At 61.8% G+C, this 24920-nt stretch carries 27 protein-coding genes; 6 read left to right on the plus strand and 21 right to left on the minus strand.

Annotation, left to right across the window (positions count from 1 at the left end):
• Positions 1-40: 40 nt before the first annotated feature.
• Positions 41-868, plus strand: a complete 828-nt coding sequence (locus tag ATY76_RS08030; RefSeq protein ID WP_088674367.1) for an inositol monophosphatase family protein — start codon at positions 41-43, stop codon at positions 866-868.
• A gap of 42 nt (positions 869-910) precedes the next feature.
• Positions 911-1735 (plus strand): inositol monophosphatase family protein, encoded by an 825-nt coding sequence (locus ATY76_RS08035; RefSeq protein ID WP_088674239.1) that lies wholly within the window; start codon positions 911-913, stop codon positions 1733-1735.
• A 60-nt stretch (positions 1736-1795) separates the two neighbouring features.
• Here the strand turns inward: ATY76_RS08035 and ATY76_RS08040 are convergent, their stop codons facing one another.
• From ATY76_RS08040 to ATY76_RS08060, 5 genes are all read right to left on the minus strand, one after another.
• On the minus strand, positions 1796-2269 hold the full coding sequence (locus ATY76_RS08040; protein ID WP_088674240.1) for a GNAT family N-acetyltransferase: 474 nt from the start codon (positions 2267-2269) through the stop codon (positions 1796-1798).
• Positions 2270-2302: 33 nt separating this feature from the next.
• Positions 2303-3583 (minus strand): multidrug effflux MFS transporter, encoded by a 1281-nt coding sequence (locus ATY76_RS08045; RefSeq protein ID WP_088674241.1) that lies wholly within the window; start codon positions 3581-3583, stop codon positions 2303-2305.
• Between the two features lie 34 nt (positions 3584-3617).
• Positions 3618-4823, minus strand: a complete 1206-nt coding sequence (locus ATY76_RS08050; RefSeq protein ID WP_088674242.1) for a multidrug effflux MFS transporter — start codon at positions 4821-4823, stop codon at positions 3618-3620.
• A gap of 137 nt (positions 4824-4960) precedes the next feature.
• Complete coding sequence (gene grxD, locus ATY76_RS08055) at positions 4961-5296, minus strand: Grx4 family monothiol glutaredoxin (protein ID WP_009994514.1); 336 nt, start codon at positions 5294-5296, stop codon at positions 4961-4963.
• 179 nt (positions 5297-5475) lie between these two features.
• Positions 5476-5703, minus strand: a complete 228-nt coding sequence (locus ATY76_RS08060) for a hypothetical protein (protein ID WP_088674243.1) — start codon at positions 5701-5703, stop codon at positions 5476-5478.
• A 164-nt stretch (positions 5704-5867) separates the two neighbouring features.
• Here ATY76_RS08060 and ATY76_RS08065 point away from each other — a divergent pair, with 164 nt between their 5' ends.
• A complete protein-coding gene (locus ATY76_RS08065; RefSeq protein WP_088674244.1) occupies positions 5868-7058 on the plus strand; it encodes a hypothetical protein in 1191 nt (396 codons plus the stop codon).
• Between the two features lie 385 nt (positions 7059-7443).
• Here ATY76_RS08065 and ATY76_RS08070 read toward each other — a convergent pair whose 3' ends face one another.
• The 4 genes from ATY76_RS08070 to ATY76_RS08085 all read right to left on the minus strand — a co-directional run bounded on the left by ATY76_RS08070 (position 7444) and on the right by ATY76_RS08085 (position 12169).
• Complete coding sequence (locus ATY76_RS08070; protein WP_004676237.1) at positions 7444-7677, minus strand: BolA family transcriptional regulator; 234 nt, start codon at positions 7675-7677, stop codon at positions 7444-7446.
• Positions 7678-7696: 19 nt separating this feature from the next.
• The gene (purL, locus tag ATY76_RS08075) at positions 7697-9928 is read right to left on the minus strand and encodes a phosphoribosylformylglycinamidine synthase subunit PurL (RefSeq protein WP_088674245.1); all 2232 of its coding nucleotides are present in this window, start codon (positions 9926-9928) and stop codon (positions 7697-7699) included.
• Between the two features lie 121 nt (positions 9929-10049).
• Positions 10050-10628, minus strand: a complete 579-nt coding sequence (locus tag ATY76_RS08080; RefSeq protein WP_088674246.1) for an acyloxyacyl hydrolase — start codon at positions 10626-10628, stop codon at positions 10050-10052.
• 122 nt (positions 10629-10750) lie between these two features.
• Positions 10751-12169, minus strand: a complete 1419-nt coding sequence (locus tag ATY76_RS08085; protein WP_088674247.1) for a PLP-dependent aminotransferase family protein — start codon at positions 12167-12169, stop codon at positions 10751-10753.
• Between the two features lie 81 nt (positions 12170-12250).
• Between ATY76_RS08085 and ATY76_RS08090 the strand changes: the two genes are divergently transcribed.
• Positions 12251-12508, plus strand: a complete 258-nt coding sequence (locus ATY76_RS08090; RefSeq protein ID WP_088674248.1) for a DUF1127 domain-containing protein — start codon at positions 12251-12253, stop codon at positions 12506-12508.
• Positions 12509-12639: 131 nt separating this feature from the next.
• Here the strand turns inward: ATY76_RS08090 and ATY76_RS08095 are convergent, their stop codons facing one another.
• From ATY76_RS08095 to ATY76_RS08125, 7 genes are all read right to left on the minus strand, one after another.
• Positions 12640-13038: a hypothetical protein gene (locus ATY76_RS08095; RefSeq protein ID WP_088674249.1), complete on the minus strand. Its 399-nt coding sequence runs from the start codon at positions 13036-13038 to the stop codon at positions 12640-12642.
• A gap of 77 nt (positions 13039-13115) precedes the next feature.
• Positions 13116-13787 (minus strand): phosphoribosylformylglycinamidine synthase subunit PurQ, encoded by a 672-nt coding sequence (gene purQ / locus ATY76_RS08100; RefSeq protein ID WP_088674250.1) that lies wholly within the window; start codon positions 13785-13787, stop codon positions 13116-13118.
• Positions 13784-14338, minus strand: a complete 555-nt coding sequence (locus tag ATY76_RS08105) for an RNA 2'-phosphotransferase (RefSeq protein ID WP_088674251.1) — start codon at positions 14336-14338, stop codon at positions 13784-13786. Before ATY76_RS08105 ends, purQ begins: the two co-directional genes overlap by 4 nt.
• Positions 14339-14381: 43 nt before the next feature.
• Positions 14382-14624, minus strand: a complete 243-nt coding sequence (purS, locus tag ATY76_RS08110) for a phosphoribosylformylglycinamidine synthase subunit PurS (RefSeq protein ID WP_088674252.1) — start codon at positions 14622-14624, stop codon at positions 14382-14384.
• Between the two features lie 15 nt (positions 14625-14639).
• Positions 14640-15404, minus strand: a complete 765-nt coding sequence (gene purC, locus ATY76_RS08115; RefSeq protein WP_008526002.1) for a phosphoribosylaminoimidazolesuccinocarboxamide synthase — start codon at positions 15402-15404, stop codon at positions 14640-14642.
• A gap of 250 nt (positions 15405-15654) precedes the next feature.
• Complete coding sequence (locus ATY76_RS08120; RefSeq protein WP_088674253.1) at positions 15655-17955, minus strand: EAL domain-containing protein; 2301 nt, start codon at positions 17953-17955, stop codon at positions 15655-15657.
• A 95-nt stretch (positions 17956-18050) separates the two neighbouring features.
• Positions 18051-18605, minus strand: coding sequence for an alpha/beta hydrolase (locus tag ATY76_RS08125; RefSeq protein ID WP_088674254.1), 555 nt, complete (start codon positions 18603-18605; stop codon positions 18051-18053).
• A gap of 171 nt (positions 18606-18776) precedes the next feature.
• On the opposite strand from ATY76_RS08125, the gene ATY76_RS08130 reads away from it, so the two are divergent.
• A complete protein-coding gene (locus tag ATY76_RS08130; protein ID WP_088674255.1) occupies positions 18777-19580 on the plus strand; it encodes a DUF2189 domain-containing protein in 804 nt (267 codons plus the stop codon).
• Positions 19581-19689: 109 nt separating this feature from the next.
• Positions 19690-20148, plus strand: coding sequence for a low affinity iron permease family protein (locus tag ATY76_RS08135; protein WP_088674256.1), 459 nt, complete (start codon positions 19690-19692; stop codon positions 20146-20148).
• A 57-nt stretch (positions 20149-20205) separates the two neighbouring features.
• Here ATY76_RS08135 and purB read toward each other — a convergent pair whose 3' ends face one another.
• From purB to ATY76_RS08160, 5 genes are all read right to left on the minus strand, one after another.
• Positions 20206-21513, minus strand: coding sequence for an adenylosuccinate lyase (gene purB, locus ATY76_RS08140; RefSeq protein ID WP_004676261.1), 1308 nt, complete (start codon positions 21511-21513; stop codon positions 20206-20208).
• Between the two features lie 124 nt (positions 21514-21637).
• On the minus strand, positions 21638-22135 hold the full coding sequence (locus ATY76_RS08145) for a hypothetical protein (RefSeq protein WP_088674257.1): 498 nt from the start codon (positions 22133-22135) through the stop codon (positions 21638-21640).
• Positions 22136-22149: 14 nt separating this feature from the next.
• Positions 22150-22875, minus strand: coding sequence for a DUF2259 domain-containing protein (locus ATY76_RS08150; RefSeq protein WP_088674258.1), 726 nt, complete (start codon positions 22873-22875; stop codon positions 22150-22152).
• The gene (gene rpe, locus ATY76_RS08155; protein WP_088674259.1) at positions 22872-23549 is read right to left on the minus strand and encodes a ribulose-phosphate 3-epimerase; all 678 of its coding nucleotides are present in this window, start codon (positions 23547-23549) and stop codon (positions 22872-22874) included. The genes ATY76_RS08150 and rpe overlap by 4 nt, the downstream gene beginning before the upstream one ends.
• Positions 23550-23612: 63 nt before the next feature.
• Positions 23613-24695 (minus strand): ABC transporter substrate-binding protein, encoded by a 1083-nt coding sequence (locus ATY76_RS08160; RefSeq protein WP_088674260.1) that lies wholly within the window; start codon positions 24693-24695, stop codon positions 23613-23615.
• Between the last annotated feature and the right edge of the window lie 225 nt (positions 24696-24920).

Genomic DNA, 24920 nt, shown 5'->3' on the forward strand with positions numbered 1-24920 from the left:
GGCTATGCAGGCTGTTCATTGCATGAAGGACAGATTTCGCATGACCATTTCTGATCAGGATATTCTCTTTCTCGGCGAGTGCGTGAAGGAGGCGGCGCGCGCGGAGATCGTGCCGCGTTTCCGCAATCTCGGCACTGCCGACGTTTCGGAAAAGACCTCGGCAATCGACCTGGTGACGCAGGCGGATCTGCTCGCCGAACACCGGATTACCGCGGCGCTGAAAGAGCGCTTTCCCTCAGCCCTCATCGTCGGTGAGGAAGCTTATGACGCCGACCGGTCCGTCGTGCCGGCGCTTGCCGACGCCGAACTTGCCTTTGTCATCGATCCTGTCGATGGCACCTTCAATTTCGCCGCCGGGTTTCCCGTCTTCGGGACGATACTGGCGGTCACCGTCAGGGGTGAGACGGTCGCCGGCATCATTCACGATCCCGTTCTCGGCGACACCGTCACGGCGATCAAGGGAGCGGGCGCCTTCCTGACGCGGCAGGATGGGCAATCGAGCAAGCTTGCTGTGGCCGAGCCTGCCGCCTTGAACCAGATGGTCGGCGGCATCTCGTGGGGCCATATGGAGGACCCGGATCGCTCGCGCATTTCAGCCAACATGGCGAAGATCAAAATGACCTTCGCTTTCAATTGCTCGGCCTACGAATATTGGATGGTCGCCTCGGGCAAGCTGCATTTCATCGGCCATGCGAAGCTGATGCCTTGGGATCATCTGGCCGGCGTGCTCGCGCATCAGGAGGCGGGCGGTCATACGGCCAAGTTCGACGGCACGCCCTATCGTCCGGGCGAAACGACTGGCGGCATCATTTCCGCGCCCGACAGGGAAAGCTGGCAGCTTATCCAGCGCGAGATCGTCGGCATCTGATTTGAGGCCTTTCCGGAAAGGTCGAACCGAAAGGATTTGGACATGACTGCGACTGTCGACGTGACCGCTCTTGCCGATCTCTTGCGCCGAGCGGCGCAGGCGGAGATCCTGCCGCGCTTTCGCCGGCTCGGCGGTGAGGATGTGCGGGCCAAGAGCGAAGCGACGGATCTCGTCACCGAGGCGGACGAACAGGCCGAGCGCATGATTAAGGCGGAAGCCGCGCAGCTCTGGCCGCAAGCGCTGTTTCTCGGCGAAGAGTCGGTCGCGGCCGAACCGGCTCTGCTCACCGGGCTCGCGGATGTCGATCTTGCAATTGTTATCGACCCTGTCGATGGTACATTCAATTTCGCTTCGGGCATTCCCGCCTTCGGCGTCATGGCCTCCGTCGTTTCCGGCGGCGAGACCGTCGCCGGGATCATCTACGATCCGATGGGCGACGATTGGGTGATGGCGGAGAAGGGCGGCGGTGCGTGGCTGCGGCGCCCGGATGGCGAAGCGCAGCGGCTGCAGACGGCCGAGCCCGTCGCGCTCGATCAGATGGTCGGCATGGCCTCGACCGGATATCTGCCGCAGGAGAAGCGCGCCGAGATCCTCGGCAATCTCGCCAAGGTGCGCTTCCTCACCAACTACCGCTGCGCGGCCCATGAATACCGCGCATTTGCCGGCGGGCATGTGCATTACCTGATGTACAACAAGCTGATGCCCTGGGACCATCTGGCCGGCACCTTGATCTCACAGGAGGCCGGCGCCCATGCGGCGCGGCTCGACGGATCGCCCTACCTGCCGCATCACCTCGACGGCGGGCTGCTCGTCGCGCCCGACAAGGCTTCGTGGGAACTGCTGCGGCGTGAGGTGTTTACGGTCTGACAAACCGATCGTTGCAAGGGCCGGTGGGGGCGGCCGAATTTGCGGCGGGCTCCCGCGCGCTCAAGCGCAGAACTTTTCCATCAGGAAGTTTTCCAAGCTTTGGCCGCGCTTCTCGACGATTTGCCTGGCGACCATCCGGAAGCGATGACGCTCGAAGAATGGCCGGGCGGTTCTGCTGGCTTCCGTATAAATTCGGCCGTACCCCAACCTGAGAGCCTCTTCCTCAACCCTGCGCAACAGGCGGGTTGCCACTCCAACTCCCTGAAATTCGGGGTGAACGAACATCATATCCAGGCATCCATCGCCGGTCAGATCGGAAAATCCTACCGGTTCTCCGCCGATTTCCGCGATCCAGGCAGGCCTGCTCGTCCTTCGTTCCGCCCATAGGCTGCGATCTTCCACCTTTGCCCAGGCATCGATCTGAGCGGCGGAATAGTCTTTCGAGGAGACTTCCCGGATCGAGCGCAGGAAAATCTCGATCGTCGCGTCCACGTCGTCTGGCGCGTAAGGCCTGATCAGCATTCGCTCGTTCATCGAGATACCCTGGATTGATCCGGCGCGCCTACCTCAGAAGTGAGCCGCGCCCGGATCGAGCTGCGGGCTGTCTCCCGGATGCGTGAAGAGCTTGCCGTTCTCCGCCCAGAGGGTGGCGGCGATCGTCACCAGGCCGAACAGCGCGAAGCCGCCGAAGAGAGGCTGCACGGTGCCATTGAACATCTGGCCGACCAGGCCGCCGAGGATCGCGCCGAAGGTGGTCGAGACGAAGCCGGTAACGGCAGTCGCCGTCCCGGCGAGATTGCCCATCGGCTCGAGGCTGATGGCGGTGAAATTGGTGGCGATCACGGCAAACATCATCAGCACGATGGTGAAAATGCCGTAGGCGACGGCGAAATCGGGCTTGCCTGCCAGCGAATAGAAGAAGCCGGCGGCCGAGAGCGCCGTGAAGATCAGCAAAGCCGCGTGTGAGATGCGCCGCATGCCGAATGTGCGCACGAAGAAGCCGTTGGCGAAATTGGCGACCGCTATGCCGCCGGCGGTGGCCGCAAAAGCGATCGGCAGCCAGTCGCCGAGGCCGTAGACCTCGCCGAAGACCTGCTGCACCGAAATGACATAGGCGCTGATGACGCCGGTGAACATGGTGAGGCCGATCATGTAGCCGCAGGTGATGCGGTTGGTGAGTACGGTCTTGAAACCATCCGCGACGGAACCGACCGACAGCGGCAGGCGCTCTTCCGGAGGCAGCGATTCCTTCAGGCGCAAAAGCGCCCAGACGAACAGGATGGAGGCGACGATGCCGAGCAGGATGAAGATCCAATGCCAGTTGGCGTACATGATGATCAGTTGGCCGACGGAGGGAGCAACGATCGGCACGATCATGAAGACGATCATGACATAGGACATGACGCGGGCCATCTCGCGGCCGCCGAAGCAGTCGCGCACGATGGCCATGGTGGTGATGCGCACCGCCGCACCGCCCACGCCCTGGATGAAGCGCATGACCAGCAGCATTTCGAAGCTGCCGGTTGCCGCGGCGGCAAACATGGCGAAGAGGTAGCAGACAAGGCCGCCAAGCAGGATGTTGCGGCGGCCGAACGTATCCGAAAGGCTGCCGAAGAATATCTGCGAGACGCCGAAGCCGAGGAAGAAGACGCCAATGATGAGCTGCGCATCGTTGGTATTGGTGACGCCGAGGGAATGGCCGATATTCGGCAATGCCGGCAGCATGCTATCGATCGCCATGGCGATGCTGGCGGTCATGATGGCAATGGTGACGACGAATTCGCCGAAACCCATGCCGATGCGGCGGGAACCCTGGTTTTCCTGATGGGGTTTATGCGGCGGCGTCATGTGGAGATATCCCGAATGCGAATGGCCCGGTCGTTCAGACGGCCGGGTTCTGCTGGTGGAAGAGGCGGCCTTTCTCGGCGATCAGCACAAAGACCAGCCCGACGACCGACACGGCAAAGTAACCGGCGACCATCGGCAAGGCAGTGCCGTCGAAGGCCTGGCCGATGCCGGCGCCGATCATGGCGCCGCCGACCGTGCTCATGAAACCGAGGACGGAGGAGGCGGTGCCGGCGACGTGGCCGAGAGGCTCCATGGCGAGCGAATTGAAATTCGAGCCGATCCAGCCGAATTGGAACATGGCCAGGCCGAAGAAGGTGATGAACAGCGCGAAAGGCATCGGCTCCGAACTCGCCATCTGGACGATCAGCCAGATGGTGTTGATGGCGATGAAGCCGAGGAGCGAGCCGTGCGACAGCCGGCGCATGCCGATCTTGCCGACGAAGCGCGAATTGAAGAAGGACGACAGCGACATGAAGATCGCGACGCCGGCGAAGGCGACAGGGAAATAGACGCCGAGGCCGTAGATGCCGACATAGATCTGCTGGGCGGAATTGATGAAACCGAACAACGCCCCGAAGATGAAGGTGCTGGCGATGGTGTAACAGAGCGCCACCCTATTGGTCAGCACCAGCTTGAAGGCGCCGAAGATCGAACGGGCGGTGAAGGGCCTGACATTGGCGGGGTGCAGGGTTTCCGGCAGGCGCAGATAGGCCCAGACGGCGATCGCAGTCGCCATGGTGGCGATGAAGAGGAAGATCAGGTGCCAGTTGCCGAAGAACATCACCACTTGGCCGGCGCCCGGCGCAATCACCGGCACAATCATGAAGACCATCATGATCAGCGACATGACCTCGGCCATCTGCCGGCCGCCATAGATATCGCGGACGATGGAGATGGTGATGACGCGGGTGGCAGCCGAACCGACGCCCTGGATGAAGCGTAGCACGAGCAGTCCGGCGAAGGTCGGAACGAAGACGCTGCCGATGGCGGAAAGGATATAGATAGCGAGGCCGATCAACAGCGGCAGGCGGCGGCCGAAACGATCCGAAAGCGGGCCGTAGAAAAGTTGGGCGCAGCCGAAGCCGAGCAGATAGGAAGAGATGACGAACTGGCGGTGATTCTCGCTTTCGACGCTGAGGCTGGCGCCGATCTGTTGCAGGGCCGGGAGCATGATGTCGATCGCGAGCGAGTTGATAGCCATCAGGAAGGCTGCAAGCGCGATGAACTCACGCTTGCCCATGGGCAGGCGGCCCGCGGACACGGCTTGTGATGAATCTGTCACAATGAAATTCCCATAAACAGGCCAAGGCGCTGCTCAGCGCAGCGCCTCGGACTCGAGAAACAGATTTGGAAACCGGACGGACGCCCGGTGACCGGTCAGGCGGCGCCGCGAACGGTGACGCCGTTTTCCTGGAGGTGCTGCTGCAGCTCACCGGCCTGGAACATCTCCCGGACGATGTCGCAGCCGCCGATGAACTCGCCCTTTACGTAAAGCTGGGGGATCGTCGGCCAGTTGGAATAATCCTTGATGCCCTGGCGGATTTCAGAATCGGCGAGCACATTGATGCCCTTGTAATCGACGCCGATGTAATCGAGAATCTGCACGACTTGGCCGGAGAAACCGCACTGCGGAAACTGCGGCGTGCCCTTCATGAAGAGGACGACGTCGTTGCTCTTGATTTCGTTGTCGATGAATTCGTGAATTCCGCTCATGGGATCTGATCCTTTCAACAGGCGAGTTAAAGGCCCGCCGTTTCAATCGTTTCCCTTAGATAGCATGCGACGGCAGGAATTCCAGCCGCCCGAACCAAAAAAAGACCAATCTGGTCAGACCACTTTGGGATTGTTGCCGTCGCGTTACGGTGGGGGAGCGCGGCGAGATTCGCGCGGTCTCAACTGCGGCGCTGACGGCTGCGTCCGGCGGATGTGCGGCGCCTGCTCACCTGTTTGCGGGCGGGTTTGCGTTTGGCTGTGGTCGTCTTGCGCGCTGCGGTGGTCGCGGCGGGGCGTGTTTTCCGTCTGCCGCGCTTCGTCGTGGTGCGGCCGGTGGTTTTCTTGAGGATTTCCTTCAAGACGCTGTCTACGACGCCTGAAATCAATTCTTTGACGAGATCGGCCACAAAACCCTCCGTTCGTGATGGAAACGACATCGCTGCTATTGAATTCCTGATGACTTCGGTTAGCAAGGCGGCTTCGAGACCATCCCTGCTTTTTCGCCGATATCGGCCGCTAAGCAGCCGGATCGCAACAACATGCCAGGCAGCCGCCCGGCCGAAAGAGCGGAATGAAATTCATCGAGAAGCGCGTCGTCCTGCATTTTCCGGGCTTCGAGCCGCTTGACGGCCTTGCCCACAGGGCGCGCTACGAACGCTCTGCCAGGCAGAGTTCCGCGGTCTGGGGCTACTCGATCAAGACGGGAACGCCGGATGACGGCAGCGATCCCCTCAGTTTCGAGGTCACGACGAGCGAAGCGGCACCTGGGAACGCCGACGAGGGGGCAACGGCCGATTCTGCCGGCTGGCAGACGAGGAGCCGGATCCACATGGTCGAGCACGATGCGCTCGTGCGCCGGCTGCGCAGCGGCAATACGCTCAGTCAGATTCTTGCGGGCTTCCGAAGCTTCGCCCAGATCATCCTCGAAGGCGGCATGCGGGGATATTTCCGTCATGCCTGGCGCTTCGGATTGTTCTTTCTCTTCCCCTTCCTGCTGACGGCGCTCGCGCTCGCGCTGACGGTGCAGATCGCTATCCTTCCAAACGAGGTCGGCTTTTCGGCTTGGCACATGCTCTGGAGTGCGCCGCTGGCGCTCTGTTTCTTCATCTTCGCCTTCCTGCCGTTTTCCGAACGTTTCCATACGTTGCATCTCTTCGCCGATTGGGAAATGGCAGTGGCGCTCGGCCGTATGGACCGGGCCGATTTCAACGAATGGCTGGAGAACCGGGCCGATTCCGTGCGCAAGGCGCTCATGGAAGAGGCGGATGAATATGTGATCTCGTCGCACAGCATGGGATCGAGCGTCGCTGCCCATGTGATCGGCATTCTGCTCGAAAGGGAGCCGGAGATATTCAAGGGCAAGCGCGTGGTGTTCGCGACGCTCGGCAGCGCCATCCTGCAATGCGCGCTCTTATCGTCGGCGACGCTGCTTCGCGCCCGCGTCGGGCTGATTGCCCGCTGTCGCGAGATTTCCTGGCTCGACGTGCAGTGCCTGACGGATTCGATCAATTTCTATAAGGTGCCGGTCGTCGCCGTCTGCGGCCATGGCGATGCGCCGCCGGCGAAGATCCTTCGTATCCGCGTCAAGCAGATGCTGACGGGCGAGCATTACCGCAAGATCCGCAAGGACCAGCTGCGGGTGCACCGGCAATATGTGCTCGGGCCCGATCTCCAGGCACCATTCGATTTTACGCTGATGACATCAGGACCGATGCCGGCCTCGGTTTTTGCTGATCCGGACGAAAAGAGAATGCCTGGCTGAGGGGTGTGCTTTCCGGGTAGCAAGATGCTGTTAGGCACGCCGAGCCCTTTAGATAAGAGCAGTTCTCAGTGAAGTGCTCGATTTAGGGTAGGCCGCTACCCCGCACTCCTCATTCCTTTGCTCGTCACAGGAATCCAGTACGCCCAAGTCCTTGGGCGCGAAAGACTTTTTCCTTCGAAACAGGTGAGTCATTCACCGCGCAGACGCGCGGTAGCTGGATGCCTGTGACAAGCAGAGGAATGAGGGAGGTTGGAATTGAGCGCACTGTTAAATCTGGACTTCTTTGGCGATCACCGCGCGTCCACGAAAAACAAAGGGCCCGGCAGGAAAAGTCCTCCTGCCTGGTCGGTTCATCGCAAACTTTGAACCGACCAGGGGCAGCCGGTCAATCCGGTGCCGAGGTCTGCAATGCGAGCGCGTGCAGGACGCCGCCCATGTTGCCCTTCAACGCCTCGTAGACCATCTGGTGCTGCTGCACACGGCTCTTGCCGCGGAAAGCTTCGGCGACGACTTCGGCGGCGTAGTGATCGCCATCGCCTGCCAGATCGCGGATCGTCACCTTGGCACCGGGAATCCCAGCCTTGATCATATCTTCGATATCGCCGGGTTTCATGGCCATGATCGTTACTCCTTGCGCATCATTCCGCAGCCAGTTCGCCGCGGCCTTCCATGTAATCAGGGAACCACGATTCATGGGCATCGCGCAATTGCTGAATCGGCAGCGAGATGAGATCGCCGACGGTGAGCGCCGTGCCCCCGACCGTGCCGAGGCGGCGGAAGGGAACGCCGGCGCCTTCCGCATTCGAGCAGACGAAATTCGCCACATCGGCGGGCACCGTCAGCACGTAGCGGGCCTGGTCCTCGCCGAAGAGCAGCGCATGCGGGGCGCCCTTGCTTTCACTGAGATCGATGGTCAGGCCCTTGTCTGACGCCATGGCCATTTCTGCGAGCGCGACGGCAAGACCGCCGGAGGAAATGTCGTGGCAGGCAGTCGCCTGACCGTTGCGGATGACGGAACGCACGAAATCGCCATTGCGGCGCTCGGCGAACAAATCCACCTCGGGCGCCGGGCCTTCGCGGCTGGAGAGCACGTCCCTGAGATAGACGGACTGGCCGAGATGACTGCCGTCGACGCCGATCATGATCACCTTGTCGCCGTCATTGGCGCTGCCGATGCGGGCCATCTTGCGCCAGTCCGGCAAAAGGCCGACACCTGCGATCGTCGGCGTCGGCAGGATGGCGACGCCGTTGGTCTCGTTGTAGAGCGAGACGTTGCCCGATACGATCGGGAAGTCGAGCGCGCGGCAGGCTTCGCCGATGCCCTTCACCGCCTGAACGAACTGGCCCATGATCTCGGGCTTTTCCGGATTGCCGAAATTGAGATTGTCGGTGGCGGCGAGCGGCTCGGCGCCGGTCGCGGTGATGTTGCGCCAGCATTCGGCGACCGCCTGCTTGCCGCCTTCGAAGGGATCGGCCTCGACATAGCGCGGCGTGACGTCGGAGGAGAAGGCGAGCGCCTTGCTCGGATGGCCATCGACACGCACGACGCCGGCGTCGCCGCCCGGAAGCTGCAGCGAATTGCCCTGGATCAGCGTATCATACTGCTCATAGACCCAGCGGCGGCTCGACTGGTTGGCGGAGCCAACGAGCTGGAGCAGCGCCTGGCCATAATTTTCGGGTGCTGCGACGAGATTGGCGGGCAGGGGCGCCTGCTTGCCGGATTCGCGCCAGGGGCGGTCATATTCCGGCGCCTGATCGCCGAGATCCTTGATCGGCAGGTTGGCGACTTCCTCGCCCTGATGCACGACGCGGAAACGCAGATCGTCTGTCGTCTTGCCGACGATGGCGAAATCGAGGCCCCACTTGACGAAGATCGCCTTGGCTTGCTCTTCCTTATCCGGCTGCAGCACCATGAGCATGCGCTCCTGGCTTTCCGACAGCATCATCTCATAGGCCGTCATCCGCTCTTCGCGCACCGGCACCTTGTCGAGTTCGAGCAGAATGCCGAGATCACCCTTGGCGCCCATTTCGACGGCCGAGCAGGTGAGGCCGGCCGCACCCATGTCCTGGATGGCGATGACGGCGCCGGTCTGCATGAGCTCGAGGCAGGCTTCGAGCAGGCACTTTTCGGTGAAGGGGTCGCCGACCTGCACGGTCGGGCGCTTCTCCTCGATCGATTCGTCGAATTCTGCCGACGCCATGGTGGCGCCGCCGACCCCGTCGCGGCCGGTCTTGGCGCCGAGATAGACGACCGGAAGGCCGACACCCTTGGCTTCGGACAGGAAGATGGCGTTGGATCTCGCGATACCGGCGGCAAAAGCGTTGACCAGGATATTGCCGTTGTAGCGGGCATCGAACTCTACTTCACCGCCGACCGTCGGCACGCCGAAGGAATTGCCGTAGCCGCCGACGCCGGAGACGACGCCGGAGACGAGATGGCGGGTCTTCGGATGATCCGGCTCGCCGAAGCGCAGCGCGTTCATCGCGGCGATCGGGCGCGCGCCCATGGTGAAGACGTCACGCAGGATGCCGCCGACGCCGGTCGCAGCCCCCTGATAGGGTTCGATGTAGGAGGGGTGGTTGTGGCTCTCCATCTTGAAGACGACGCAGTCGCCGTCATCGATATCGACCACGCCGGCATTTTCGCCCGGGCCCTGAATGACGCGCGGTCCTTTGGTCGGCAGCGTGCGCAGCCACTTCTTCGAGGATTTGTAGGAGCAGTGCTCGTTCCACATGGCCGAGAAGATGCCGAGCTCGGTGAAGGTGGGTTCGCGGCCGATCAGATCCAGAATGCGCTGGTACTCGTCCGGCTTCAGGCCGTGGCTTGCGATGAGTTCCGGCGTGATCGGGATGGTGTTTGGAATGGTCATGAGCGGAAAGTCCCTGGCGCGTTTTGCGCTGTCTTTAGCTTATGTAGCGGCGCCGCGCGACAGGAAAATGCCCGCCGTCAACAGAGCGCGGGCAGAGTTTTCCGATAAAAGAGCTGAGCGATCAGAACTTGTAGCCGATCTGCAGGCCGGCGCGCGTCATGCCGTCGTTCGGGCCGTCGCAGAGATTGGCATGGGAGGAGTGGGCGATCTGGGCCATCACGTTCCAATTGCGGGTGAAACGATAACCGGCGCCGACATATTCGTGGAAGAGGACGCGACAGCCGAGTCCCGGGCCGTCATCGTCATCATCGAGATCGCCGGTATGGACGACGCCGCCGAAACCGGCTTCGGCAAACAGTTTCTCGTTGAAATCGACGGTCCAGGTAAAGCCGGTGAAGAATTGCGTGGCTTCTCCCGATGTGCCGATCGAGGTGCCGACGTGGACGCGCGGGCGCAACAATTGCTGCCAGCCGATCGTGTCATCATAGCCGAAGGGATCGAAGAGGGCGGTAACTTCGGGAAAGACGCCGTTTTCCCTGGAGTGCCCCGACTGTACCGAGGCCGAAACGCCGAAGCGCAATTCGTCGAATATTTGCTCGCCTGCACTTGCGGAGCCGGTCATGGCAAGAAAGCCGATTACCGCTGCCGCCGACGCTGTACTCAAGAAGGGCAGAGCGACTTTGCCGAAGTCGATCTTCATCTGCTGTCCTTTGATTCCCCGACTCGCGGGATGACCAAGGGGTAGCATGGCGGTCGGGGCGGCACAGCTTCGCAGTTCCGCCCTGATATTTTTTTGGAACTATGACGTGTATTTGCAACAGGTCATATTTCACCATCATAGGTGGAGCCGCCATTTTCCAGCAGACGGCGCAGGATCATCAGACCCGCGACCAGCTCCTGTCCCGTCTTCGGCGAGGAAAAGCCGACGCGAACGCGGTGATAGGTCTTCTCACCACGCGCCGTCTTGAACTCGTCCTCGTCGTCGACGAGCACGCCGTCGCGGAAGGCGGCGTTCTTGAAGGTGCCGGACATCCAGGGCTCCGGCAGCTTCAACCAGAGGAAGGGCGCGTGCGGATGCGATTCGAAATCGAAACCCTGCAAATGCTCTCTGGCAAGCTGGGTACGACGGGAAAGCTCTTCAACGCTCGCCTTGCGGATATCATGGGCGGCGCCGCTTTCGACGAGCCGCGCGCAGGTCTCCGCCAGAATGAAGGGCAGGCCGCCGGTGATCATCCTGTGCGTTACCTTGATGCGCTGAGCAAAATGCGGCGGGCAGGCGACCCAGCCGCCGCGTACGCCGGCGGCAACCGATTTGGACAGGCCGTTGACCAGGAAGGTGCGGTCGGGCGCCAGTGCGGCAAGCAGCGGCGTATCGTCATCGGCCATACCGCCGTAGAGATCGTCCTCGATCAGCCAGACCCCATGCTTCCTGGCGATGCCGGCGATTGCCGCGCGCCGCTCTTCCGGCATGATGGCGACCGTCGGATTGTGAACGGTAGGCATCAGGAAGGCGAGCTTCGGATGCTGCTGCTGGCAAAGCCGCTCGAAATCATCGGGGATCACGCCGAATTCGTCGGAATCGACCGTCACCGTACGGCGCCCAAGAAGGCGCGCGCTGCGGCTGACCTGCGTATAGCTGAGATTTTCGAAGACGATCTTGTCGCCCGGCGCCGAGACGGCGGCGATCACGGCGACGGCCGCCGCATGGGCACCAAGTGTCGGGGCGATATTTTCGACGTCCGGCGTCCAGCCGCTCCGGGCAAGCCAGCGGCGTCCGGCTTCGAACCAATTCGCCGGGAAACTTCTGGAATAGGAGGAGATTTCCGCGAGATGCTGTTCGCCGATCTCCGCCAGAACGCCGGCGATGATCTTGCCCTGGCCGAGATCGGGCGCGGCAGTGGTATCGAAGCGGATCTTGTTCGCAGGCGCATCCTGGAAACGGGTGCCGCCAAGCGAGACGGTCAAGGGATCGCTCTGTTCGCTGGGCGGCGTCTCTGAGCGGTTCAGCACATAGGTGCCGCGCCCCACTTCGCCTGCGACCAGGCCGCGTTCGTGCACCAGCGCATAGGCGCGGCCGATCGTGCCGATCGTTACGCCGATGTCGTAGGCAAGGTTGCGCTGCGGCGGCAACTTGCTGCCCGCGGGCAGGGCGCCGCTCGCGATGGCGGATTCAATGCTGTCGGCAAGCCGCAGATAGACCGGTCCGGAGCCGCGGGAGAGATCAGGGAGCCAATTTGTCATGGTGACAATTACTTATATTGTCACATTGTCCCTGTCAAGATTAGGAGTCAATTCCAACGGATAACCGAAAGGATTCTTGGAATGTCCGCCTTACCTGAAATCAAAATGCCGATTGTATCGATTGTCTCCCTTGATGATAGGAGACAGGTTGCCTTGCCGGCCGCGCCCACCGAGGCGACGACGCGTCTAGGCCGGATCTGGGCGGCCGTTCTTCTCTGGCATCAGAAGCGGGAAGGCCGCCGGGCGCTACGAGGCCTGACGGCGAGCGAGCTCAAGGATATCGGCGTGTCGCAATCCGACGCGGCGCGCGAAGTCGGCAAGTCGTTTTTCTGGGATTGATCCCCAGAACAGGATAATTTTAGGCCCGTTCGGCCTAACTCTGAATTCTGGTCTTAAAGAGTTAGAGAATGATGTTGTCCGAAAACCGCTCACACTTTTCGGCATCTGCTCTAGCGGATCGGTCACAGCAATCAGCTGCAGGCCTTGTTGCCTGCCGACCAGCGATTGACGTCGCCGGCAATACGCCCGGCCACCGGCTCCTGCATCATCGGCCCGAAGGCCTGGAGACGCGCCGGGCTTCCCTCGGCCTGCACGACGAGCAGCGGCCGGCTTTCCGGGCTGCCCTTGTGAACAAGCAGGATGCGGGGGCGGCCGGTGAAGGAATTGAGTTCCGGTGCGAGCTTGTAGGCAGCAAAAGCGGGATCGCCTGATTTGAACCAGCAGGCGTTGGCGCCGAGCGCCACGCGCTCCATCGTCGGCAGGGCGGCGCGGTTCGGGCTTGTTGCCGGCGCCGTCGATTGGCAGGCCGCCAGCATGGCTGCGAGAACAGTCGACAAGGCAGCGTTTGCGACGGAGAGGCGAGGGCGCATTTGTCTTGCTCCAGGGATGAAGGCTTTGCATGCCGTTGCCCGCGGTAGGCCCGCGGGCGGCATGCGTTCAGGCGGGCTCAGGCGGCGATGACGTCGAGCGCCGAAGCGAAGAGGCCGCGGCCGTCCGAACCGCCATGAGCGGCTTCGATCAGGTTCTCGGGATGCGGCATCATACCGAGCACATTGCCCTTTTCGTTCATCACGCCGGCAATGTCGTTGATCGAGCCGTTCGGATTGCTGCCTTCGGCATAGCGGAACACGACCTGGCCATTGCCTTCGAGCTTTGCCAGCGTCGCTTCGTCGGCGAAATAATTGCCGTCGTGATGGGCGACCGGGCTGCGGATGACCTGGCCCTGCGCGTAAGCGCGGGTGAAATCCGTATCGGCATTGACGACTTCGAGCTTGACTTCGCGGCAGACGAATTTCAGCGAGGCGTTGCGCATCAGCGCGCCGGGCAGCAGGCCGGCCTCGACGAGGATCTGGAAGCCGTTGCAGACGCCGAGCACCTTCACGCCCTTTTCAGCCTTGTCGATGATCGCCTGCATGACCGGCATGCGGGCGGCGATCGCGCCGCAGCGCAGATAATCCCCATAGGAGAAGCCGCCGGGAATGACGATCAGATCGACATCGGGGATCTCGGTTTCCGTCTGCCAGATCGTCACGGGCTTTTGGCCGGAGATCTTGGTCAAGGCGGCGATCATGTCGCGGTCGCGGTTGAGACCCGGAAGTTGAACGACGGCTGATTTCATGGGGTCCCTGCGCTTAGCGAAAGAAATTGAACGGGAACGCTTTCCGCGAGCCATACTCCATTGTCGGAGACAAAGAAAGAATAGCCTTTTGAAAACATGGCGGCTGCGTCGACGCGCAGAATGATATAATCGCCCTTGCGGCGCGTGGCGACGATTTTCGCGGTTTCGATATCTGCCGACAGATGGACGTGATGCCGCTCCATCTTCTTCAGGCCTTCACGCTCGATCGAAGCCCAATTCGCCTGTGACGTACCGTGAAACAGGATTGCCGGCGGTTCAACCGCCTTCAATGCCAGGTCAACCTCGACACTGTGACCCTGATTTGCGCGGATCCTGTTGTCGGCGAGCGTGAAGCGCTTCTTCGGATTGTTGTCGATGATCTCGATGATATCCGCGCGGGAAACGTTATATTTCGACGTCAGCGCCTTTTCGAGCTCATCGAACTCTACCCAACCCTCGGCGTCGAGCGTCAGGCCTGCGGCCTCGGGCGCATGGCGCAGAACATAGCTCATATATTTCGAGACTTCCGTCTCCAGCTTTGTCTTCGTCATGACGCCTAATCCTCAAGGCCTGCCAGCCGGCAGCCTGTGATCGTCAATCGATCGCGATCGCGTAGTTTTCGATCACCGTATTGGCGAGCAGCTTTTCGCACATGGCCTTGAGGTCGGCTTCGGCCTTGGCCTTGTCGGCGCCCTCAAGCTCAAGGTCGAAGACCTTGCCCTGTCTGATATGGCCGACGCCCGAGAAGCCGAGGGTGCCGAGCGCGCCTTCGATGGCCTTGCCCTGCGGATCGAGAACGCCGTTTTTCAGCGTGACGGTGACACGAGCCTTGATCACTTTGTCTTTCCTGCCTTACTTGACGAGAACCGGGCCGGTGCCGCGCACAGGCTCGTTTTCATTGATGATGCCGAGACGGCGCGCGACTTCGGAATAGGCTTCGAGCAAGCCGCCGAGATCGCGGCGGAAGCGGTCCTTGTCCATCTTCTCGCGGGTTTCGATATCCCACAGCCGGCAGCTGTCCGGCGAGATCTCGTCGGCGAGGATGATGCGCATCAGATCGCCTTCGAAGAGGCGGCCGCATTCGATCTTGAAATCGACGAGCTGGATGCCGACACCGAGGAAAAGGCCGGTCATGAAATCGTTGACGCGGATGGCGAGCGCCATGATGTCATCGAGTTCGGCCGGATTGGCCCAGCCGAACGCGGTGATGTGCTCCTCGGAGACCATCGGATCGTCGAGCGCGTCGGACTTGTAATAGAATTCGATGATCGAGCGCGGCAGGACGACGCCTTCCTCGATGCCGAGGCGCTTGGCGAGAGAACCGGCGGCGACATTACGCACGACGATCTCCAGCGGGATCATCTCCACTTCCTTGATCAGCTGCTCGCGCATGTTGAGGCGGCGGATGAAATGGGTGGGGATGCCGATCTTGTTCAGATGGCTGAAGATATATTCGGAAATGCGGTTGTTGAGGACGCCCTTGCCGTCGATGACTTCGTGTTTCTTCTTGTTGAAGGCAGTGGCATCGTCCTTGAAAAACTGAATCAAAGTGCCCGGTTCCGGGCCTTCATACAGAATCTTTGCCTTGCCCTCGTAGATACGGCGGCGACGGTTCATCGTGGTTATTCTCTGTTGTTGGCGCTCTTGGGATAGCGCGAGTGGATCGATCTCGTGGCGTCCCCATAAAGGAAAAGAGAGTGTTTCACAATCCGCCTGTCGCTCCTTCCCCCGTTTCGGGATTTCTGGCCCCGGATTCCGGATTTTACGGAATGCCGCCAAGAGAATCGAATGAATTCGCCGGATTAATTTAGCGCCTTTTCCTCTACGGTGGAATGAAGGCGAAATGGCGGGCTGCTTATGCAGGTTTTTATTTGGCGGTCCTGCCGCCAAGCGCGCGGCCAAACTGCGGCTGCGAAGCCCGAGCGGCGGTTTGCCCGTGGCGCCAGCTTCCGGAGCGGATGAAGGAGGGGATCTGCATGGCCGGCATCGGCCTGGCCAGCGCATAGCCCTGCAGCATGTCGCAATCGAGTTCTTCGAGGATGCGGATATGATCCGCCGTCTCGACACCTTCGGCAATGACGAGGATATCAAGCGAGCGGCCGATATCGATGATCGAGCCCACGAGTTTGCGTTGCTCGGCCGATTGCGGCAGCATGCGGATCAGCTCGCGGTCGATCTTCAGCGTGCCGGGGCTCAGCCGCAGCAGGCTGACGATCGAGGCATGGCCGGTGCCGAAATCATCGATCTGGATGTCGATGCCGAGCTTGCGCAGCTTTTTCAGATTGGCGGTCATCGTCTCATCGCAATCGTCGAGCGAGATCGATTCCAAGAGCTCGAAGCAGACCGTCCCGGGCTCGATCTTGAGCGCGCGGAGCTTCTTGCCGAGATCGGGATCGGCGAGCCGCCTGGCCGATACGTTCACCGATATTTTCGGGACCGGCAGCCCATCCTTGATCCAGGCCTTTCTATCGGCGAGAGCACGCTCGAGGATCAGAGCGTCGATGGTCGAGACGACATCGAGATCCTCGGCGATATCGAGGAAGCGGTCGGGCGCCAGCAGCCCGTGCACCGGATGCTGCCAGCGGGCAAGCGTTTCGATGCCGGTCACATCGAGGGTGCGGGCATCGAATTGCAGCTGATAGAAAGGCACGAATTCATTGCGTTCGAGACCGATCAGGATCTCGTCGGCGAGCTGCTTGGCGGAGACGATGTCGAGGCGGTCGGAGGCCGAGAAGAATTCGAAGCGGTTGCGGCCGAGGCCCTTGGCTCGATAAAGCGCGATATCGGCGTCGAGCAGCATCTGCTTGCCGTCGAGCTCCGGACCGCTGTCGACGGCGATGCCGATGCTGGCGCCGAAACGGCAATCGTGCCCCTCATATCTGACCGGCTTGCGCAATTCGCGGATGACGCGTTCGGCAAGGCCGACGACCTTCTTCGACGCGGCATCGACGGCGCAGAGGATGACGAATTCGTCACCCCCGATGCGGGCGACGAAATCGGCGGCGCGGACGCAATTCCGCAAGACGCCCGCGGCATGTTTCAGCATGGCGTCGCCGGCGCGGTGGCCGAGCGTATCGTTGATCTGCTTGAAACGGTCGAGATCGATATGCAGGATTGCCAGCGCCTGGCCCTTGGCACGGCATTCGGCCGCGCGCTTTTCCAGCATCTTGTCGAGATAGCGGCGGTTCGGCAGGCCGGTGAGGTAATCGTGCAAGGCGAGGTGCTCGATGCTTTCTTTGGCGGCCTCGAGTTCGCCGTTGCGGGCTTCGGCCAGATCCTTGGCACGCCGCAGCTCGTCGCGAAGCTTGACCTCCTCGGTAACATCCCAATTGGCGCCGATCACCTTGCGCTTGCCGACGCCGTCGACGAAATAGGCCGCACGCGAGCGGATGACGCGCTCCGTGCCGTCGCCGCGAATGATACGGTATTCCTGCTGGAAATCACTGCCGCTTGCGACGCTGCGGTCGACCAGGCCGAGCACACGGTCGCGATCGTCAGGGTGCAGGCTTCTCGCCCAGACCTCGCCGGCGTTCTGACGCGAAATGCCCTGCAGCCCATAAATGGCCATGAGGCGGTCGTCCCACTCGACCATGTCCTGCTCGATATCGGCCTCGAAGACGCCGATGCGGGAGATTTCCAGAGCAAGATCGAGCCGGCGCGACAGACGCGACAGCGTCTCCTCGGCCTCCTTGCGGGCGGTTATATCGGTATCGGTGCCGACGATGCGCGTTGGAACGCCGGCCTCGTCCCATTCCACGCAGGCGCCGCGGCATTCGATCCAGATCCAGCGGCCGTCCCGGTGGCGCTCGCGATATTCGAAGATCTGATAGTCGGGATCGCCGGCATTCTGACGATCGATGGCGTGGACGACGAAATCGCGATCATCGGGATGGACGAGCTGCAGCCAGGCATCGTAATCGCCGGCGGCTTCCTCGTCCGGCGCCATGCCGCGCATGGTCTTCCATGTCTCCGAGTAATATTTCCGGCCGAGACGGTAATTGTGATCCCACACGCCGAGGTTCGAACCGACGAGCGCATAGTTCCAGCGGCTCTCCCTTTCGGCGAGGTCGGAATCGTCGGCCGCCGTCCCGTTGCCGAGGCCTGCCTCAGCCGCTGCGGCATCGCCATGCGGATCTTCGGCCTCTGGATGGGCTTTCTTCACGGGCATTCTCGCTTATTTCGTCCGACTCAGTCTGCGGTCTTTCCATTAAGAAAGACTTAGAAAGTAATCGCTCAATTAGCGATATGGCAAGTTTTACTCAATCAGGTGGAGAGCCGGCTGAGGAACTGGGCAAAGACCATGGTGCCTTCGGGCCAGGGGCCATGACCGGAATCAGCGTTGATATGACCGGCCTCGCCGGCATCGACGAGGAAAGACCCCCACGTGTTGGCGATATCGTCGGCATGGTCGTAGCTGCCGAACGGATCGTTGCGGCTTGCCACCGTGATCGACGGGAAGGGCAGCGGATCGCGCGGATAAGGGCCGAAGGTCATCAGGTGCTTCGGGCGAATGTCGGGATTGGCGACATCGGGCGGGGCGACGAGGAAGGCGCCCGCCACGCGCTTGCGGAAATGCGGGATGGCATGGATCGCCGAGGGAACGCCGAGCGAATGGGCGACGAGGACGACAGGGCGTGTGGAAGCATTCACTTCCTCGGCGATGCGGGCGATCCAATCCTCGCGGACCGGCTTCGTCCATTCGGCCTGTTCGACGCGCCGCGCCGTGCTGAGCTTTGCCTCCCAACGGCTCTGCCAATGGCCGGGGCCTGAATTGGTATAGCCGGGGATGATTAGAATATCTGCGTCTGAGGCTTTCATAGTGCCGCCGATGTGAGAAGGCGTGGCGGAGATGTCAAGAGGCGGTGCAAGGGAGAGAGCGACACGGGCGCTAAAACTTGCTATATAAGTCGAGTGCCGGTTGCGGGTTTCGTATCGGCTTATCGCCGATGCTTTCCCCGTCGACCAATCTCGGCTGAGGAGGAGAAAGCCATGGCGGCATTTCATGTCATGACGGGTGCCAGCGAAAACATCGCGCGGCCCGTGGTCAATCGCATCAGCATCGCCGACGTCTTCGATGCGCTTAAGCGCGGGCTGGATGATTTCAGCGAGAAGCCTTCCCATTACGTGTTCCTGTGCCTGATGTATCCGATCGCCGGTGTCTTCCTGACGCTGTGGACCTCCGGCGCCAACCTTCTGCCGATGGTCTTTCCGCTGATGTCCGGTTTCGTGCTGATCGGCCCGATCGCGGCGATTGGCCTCTATGAGATCAGCCGCCGGCGCGAAGAGGGTCTCGACACATCCTGGACGCATGCGCTGGAGGTGCGCCATTCGCCGGCTTTGCCGTCGATCGCCGCAGTCGGATTGATGCTCTTTGGCCTCTTCGTCGTCTGGCTGGTAACGGCGCAGACGCTCTATACCGGCCTGCTTGGCGATGTCTTCCCGCGCACCATGACGGATTTCACCCGCCAGGTCTTCGGCACGCCTCAGGGCGTGCAGTTGATCATCTGGGGCAATCTCATCGGCTTCGTCTTCGCGCTTGTCGTGCTGGCAATATCGGTCATCACCTTTCCGATTCTGCTCGACCGCGACGTCGGGGCGGTTGCCGCCGTCGTGACCTCGATCCGGGCGACGATCGCCAATCCGGTGCCGGTGCTGCTCTGGGGTCTCATCGTCGCAGCACTCCTCGTCATCGGCACGATCCCGGTCTTTGCCGGCCTTGCGGTCGTCATCCCGATCCTCGGCCACGCGACCTGGCATCTCTATCGCAAGCTGATTGCGCGCGAAGCCATGTAATCGCAGCCGGCCTCCCGGACTTCCGTCCGATCTGACTTCCTCAACGGGAACCTTCGAACCTTCCTCGGCGTTTTTGAACAGACTCCGAGGAAGGATTTCAGAGGTGACGATGAAGCATTTGTTCGCCCGCTTCGCGACCAAAATATCGGAATGGGCGGGCAAGCCCATCATATTCATACTGGCGCTGACGGTCGTCATCATTTGGGCTCTGCTCGGCCCCGTCTTCGGCTATTCCGAAACCTGGCAGCTGATCATCAATACCGGCACAACGATCATCACCTTCCTGATGGTCTTCGTGCTGCAGAACGCGCAAACGCGCGACACCAGGGCGATCCAGGCGAAGCTCAACGAAATCATCCTGACGAGCCACGCCGAAAACCGCTTTATCGGCATCGAACATCTCGACGAAGAGGAGCTGAAACGTCTCGACCAGCTGGTGGCCAAGGCGGCCGAGGGCAGGGCGGGGACGGAGGCTTGCAGGACGAGGAAGGTGGAGAAAATGGAGACGCCGAAAAAGAAGGAGGCGAGGAAACGGCCAGCTGCTGCCAAAGCGGCAAGGCAGACATAAACGGTCCGTGTTGCGCCGCCAAGAATGACGGCGCCCACGGGCGGCGATTTTGTCGGCTCACGCCGCCCCAAACACCCGCCGGAAAATCGTATCAACGTGCTTGGTATGATAGCCGAGGTCGAACTTCTCGCGAATATCCTCCTCGGATAGCGCAGCGCGGACCTCCGCATCCGCCAACAGCTCTTCCAAAAAGTCCTTGCCCTGTTCCCAGACCTTCATGGCGTTGCGCTGTACCAGGCGGTAGGCATCCTCGCGGGAGGTGCCGGCTTGGGTCAGCGCCAGCAGGACGCGCTGGGAGTGCACGAGGCCGCGGAACTTGTTGAGGTTCTTCTCCATGTTCTCGGGGTAGACCAAGAGCTTTTCGATGACGCCCGCCAGCCGCGAGAGGGCGAAGTCGAGGGTGACGGTGGCGTCGGGGCCGATCATGCGTTCGACGGAGGAGTGGGAGATATCGCGCTCGTGCCAGAGGGCGACGTTTTCCATGGCCGGCAGGGCGTAGGAGCGGACCATGCGGGCGAGGCCGGTGAGGTTTTCGGTCAGCACCGGGTTGCGCTTGTGGGGCATGGCCGAGGAGCCCTTCTGGCCGGGGGAGAAATATTCCTCCGCTTCCAGAACTTCGGTGCGCTGCAGGTGGCGGATCTCGGTCGCCAGCCGTTCGATCGACGAGGCGACGACGCCGAGGGTGGCGAAATACATGGCGTGGCGGTCGCGCGGGATGACCTGGGTCGAGACCGGCTCGGCCTTCAGGCCGAGGGCTTCGGCGACATGTTCCTCGACGCGGGGATCGATGTTGGCGAAGGTGCCGACGGCGCCCGAGATGGCGCAGGTCGCGACTTCCTCGCGGGCGGCGACGAGGCGCTGGCGGCAGCGCTCGAATTCGGCATAGGCGAGCGCCAGCTTGACGCCGAAGGTTGTGGGCTCGGCATGGATGCCGTGCGAGCGGCCGATGGTGACCGTGTCCTTGTGTTCGAAGGCGCGGGTTTTCAGCGCCGCCAGCAGCCGGTCGAGATCGGCGATAAGGATATCGGTGGCGCGCACCAGCTGGACGTTGAAGCAGGTGTCGAGCACGTCCGATGAGGTCATGCCCTGATGGACGAAGCGCGCATCCGGGCCGACGATTTCGGCGAGATGGGTGAGGAAGGCGATCACGTCATGCTTGGTGACGGCCTCGATCTCGTCGATGCGGGCAACGTCGAAGGTGGCGGCTCCGCCCTTTTCCCAGATGGTCTTGGCCGCCGATTTCGGGATGACGCCGAGCTCGGCCAGCGCGTCGCAGGCATGCGCCTCGATCTCGAACCAGATGCGGAACTTGGTTTCGGGAGACCAGATGGCGACCATTTCGGGCCGGGAGTAACGCGGGATCATGGGCGGCTGCCTTCACTTCAAGAGATTTGAGCGTTTCGTTTTCACGCAATTCAGGACGGAATACCGGTGGGCACTTTTTCCGAGAACTGCTTCAGCGCCCCTGTAGCAAAGACGGGCGGCAATCTCAACGCATGCGTTTGGCAAGATGATAGCTGCTGGCGACAAGACAGACCAGGCCGAGCGGCAGGAAGAGGCGAAGGCCGATCACCAGGAACTGGTAGACGGCGCTGATGCTGGTGAATACGAACTGGAAGGCCCAGACGATGCTGCCGAAGGGGGCGTGCCAGCGCGAATAGAAGAGCCGGTATTCCATGGCGAAGAGGAAGGCGGTCATCAGGACCGTTGCCGCCGTCAGCGTCACGAAGAAAGCTGCGAACCGGGCTTCCGGCGGCCTGTCATAGGCAAAGAACCGGGCGACCGGCAGTGCGAAGGGCCAGGAGAGCAGGCCGCCGAGGAAATAGAGTGCGGCGACCTCGGCAAGCCGGCTCGTCTGCAGGCCGTTGCGGAGGTAGAGGCCGAGCATGGATGAAGCCAGCATCTGCGTGCCCCACAGCAATGCGCCGGCTATCAGATCGGGGTAGGGCGGCTTTGCGGCCCGCAGGCGGTTCCCCCGGCTATCCATCCCTCCATCCGCGCTCAGGGATGAACCGGGACGGCGATCCAGCGTCCGTTCCTCTCCGCATCGAAGGCCAGGACGAGGGCGACGTGAACCTGGTTTCCGCCTTCCGGCTGATAAACCATCGCGCCGCCGATCCGGTATTCCACCGAACATGCGCGCTCGGCCGGAACTGCCGTTGCCTGGCGCGCTGCCTGGCGGTTCGGAGCGCCCTCCTTTTCGATCATCTGCAGGCTGAAACCGATGACGCGCTTGTCGATCGCGGCGCAATCCTTCGGCGTCGGCACCGGCATTTCGCCGAGCGAAAGCGTGTAGGGCGATTTCGGCGGGCCGTCGGCCGCGAGCGTGGTGTAGCGCAGCGTCTTCGAGGGAGAGCCGAGCTCGGTCGGCGGATTGAAGGCGGCAATCAGGCCGGGATTGGTCAGCAGATCGTACTTATCCATCTGGCTGCGCGCCGCCGTGAGATTCTGCCGCCGCGCCTTGGAAAGATTGGCGTCCTTTTCGGTAAGCTCAGTGCGGAAGGGCGTGCCCTCAAGATACCGACCGTTTTCGGTATCGATGAAGTAGGTGTTGGAGTAGGGGGTGTTGGCACCCTCCTCGATGCCGAATTCCTGAAATGCGAAGACCTTGCCGTCGGCCGAAAAGCCGATCGGCTGGATGCTGGCGATGTCTCCGGCAAGTGATGTGCCGGGCAGGCCGGCAAGCGCGGCGGCAATTATGCCGCCGAAGATCAGACCCTTCTTCATGCTCGTGCCCCTTCGGCTGCCTGACGCAGACCGGCGACGGTGTTGCGATAATCCTCAACCGTATCGCCCTTGAAAATCGCCGAGCCGGCAACGAGGACGTTGGCGCCGGCCCGTGCGATTGCCGGCGCCGTTTCCACCGTGACGCCGCCATCGACCTCGAGTTCGATCGGACGATCACCGATCAGTGACTTTGCCGCGGCGATCTTGGCCGTCATCGCCGGAATGAATTTCTGTCCACCGAAGCCGGGATTGACCGACATGATGAGGATGAGGTCGACATCGTCGAGCACGTTTTCGATGGCGCTGAGCGGGGTAGCCGGATTGATCGTTACCCCGACCTTCTTGCCAAGATTGCGGATGGTCTGCAGCGAACGGTGCAGATGCGGTCCGGATTCGGCATGAACGGTGATGCGGTCGCAGCCTGCCTTGGCGAAAGCTTCGAGATAGTCGTCGACCGGCGCAATCATCAGATGGCAGTCGAAAGTAGCTGATGTATAGGAGCGCAGCGACTTGATGACATCGGGGCCGAAAGAGATGTTCGGCACGAAATGGCCGTCCATGACGTCGAGATGGATCCAGTCGGCGCCGGCGGCCGTCACGTCGCGCACCTCCTCGCCGAGCCTGGCGAAATCCGCCGCGAGGATCGAGGGGGCAATACGAATGGGCAGCGTCATCAGGTCTCACTCCGTAGGAGGGCGCCAGAACCGCGGCGCCCGAATTCAGGGCTCGCGGCGCGCTTATTGCGTCGGCGCGGCAGGTGGAAAAAAGCCGCTGCCTCGCCATTCGAGCAGTCGGTAGGGATTGTGCGAAAGCTCATGCGTGCCGGTGAAGCCGATGGCGCCGACCGGCGTCTGGAATGTCGTGCCGATAAGCGTCTCCTGCAGCGGCTTGCCGGCGGCAGCGGCTGCTTCCGCCGCCTGCCCGGCGATGAGGGCGGCCGCCAGCGACGGCAGGACGTAACCTTCGGGTTCGACGCCCTTGGCACGCAGAGCCTCGGCCGCGGCCGCGCCTTCCGGCAGTGCCGCATATTCCGGCAGCGTGACGGCGCGCACGCCGTCCGCAAGGGGCAGCGGCTGGTTGGCGGCGCGCATGGCGTCACCACCGAGAATGGAGAGCGGGATGTTCTCGGCCTTGGCGTCCCGAGCGATGACGGAGATGTCGTTGCGGTCGCCGCCGACGAAGACCCTGGTGGCGCCGGCCCGTTTCAGGCGGCGGACAAGAGCGATCTGCTGCTCCTGGCCCGGGCGATATGTATCGGTGAAGACAGGCTTCAGGCCGTTCTGCTCCAGCGCGTTGCGCACTGCTTCCGTCAACTCGCGGCCATGGATGGTGCCGTCCTCGATGAGCGCGATCGGATCGGCCGCCCAGTCCTTCAGAATCACCTCAATGATCTTCTCAGCTTCTGCGCCGTCGGCGGGCGCAAGACGGAAGAGCGGCCAGCCGTTTTTCAGCGCATCCTCCATCAGGATGCGGGAGCGCAGGGAGACGGTGATCGCCGGAATATTGGCGTCCTTCAGCTTCGGCAGCGCGCCTTCCAGCGTTTCGCTGCAGAGAAAGCCGACAGCAACCTGCACCTTGGCATTGACCAGCGCATCGGCAACCGCTGCACCGCTATTGTCCTCGCAGGGTTCGTTGATGGCGACGAGGGTATTTCCGGATTGCTGGATCTCGAAACCGGCGCCGGCGGCGATCTGTGCGCCGAGCAGAGCAAGCGGTCCGCCCTGAGGCGCGACGACACCAATCGTTACGCCGGCCGCATGGCCTTGCGCCGCCGCTACCAGCAGCGTCAGAAAGGCTGCTATGCCACGCAGGTTGATCATGAAAGGCGGAGATCCCTAGCCATCGTCCATGCCCTTTTATCCGCAAGGCCGCGATCGTCAAAGAAAAACAAGCGTAACTCCATGCTTTTCACCGGTCCTATTGTAGAAAAGGTAACCCATGCTCGCCATATTGGCGCGATGGAAAGTCGAACTGCAGCGCAGGGCGTCCTTTCGGTGACGCAAAGGACGCTGCAGCACTTTGCACTGCTGTGTAATTGTATGCAG

The sequence above is a fragment of the Rhizobium sp. R339 genome, assembly GCF_002211395.1.
Classification (GTDB): domain Bacteria; phylum Pseudomonadota; class Alphaproteobacteria; order Rhizobiales; family Rhizobiaceae; genus Rhizobium.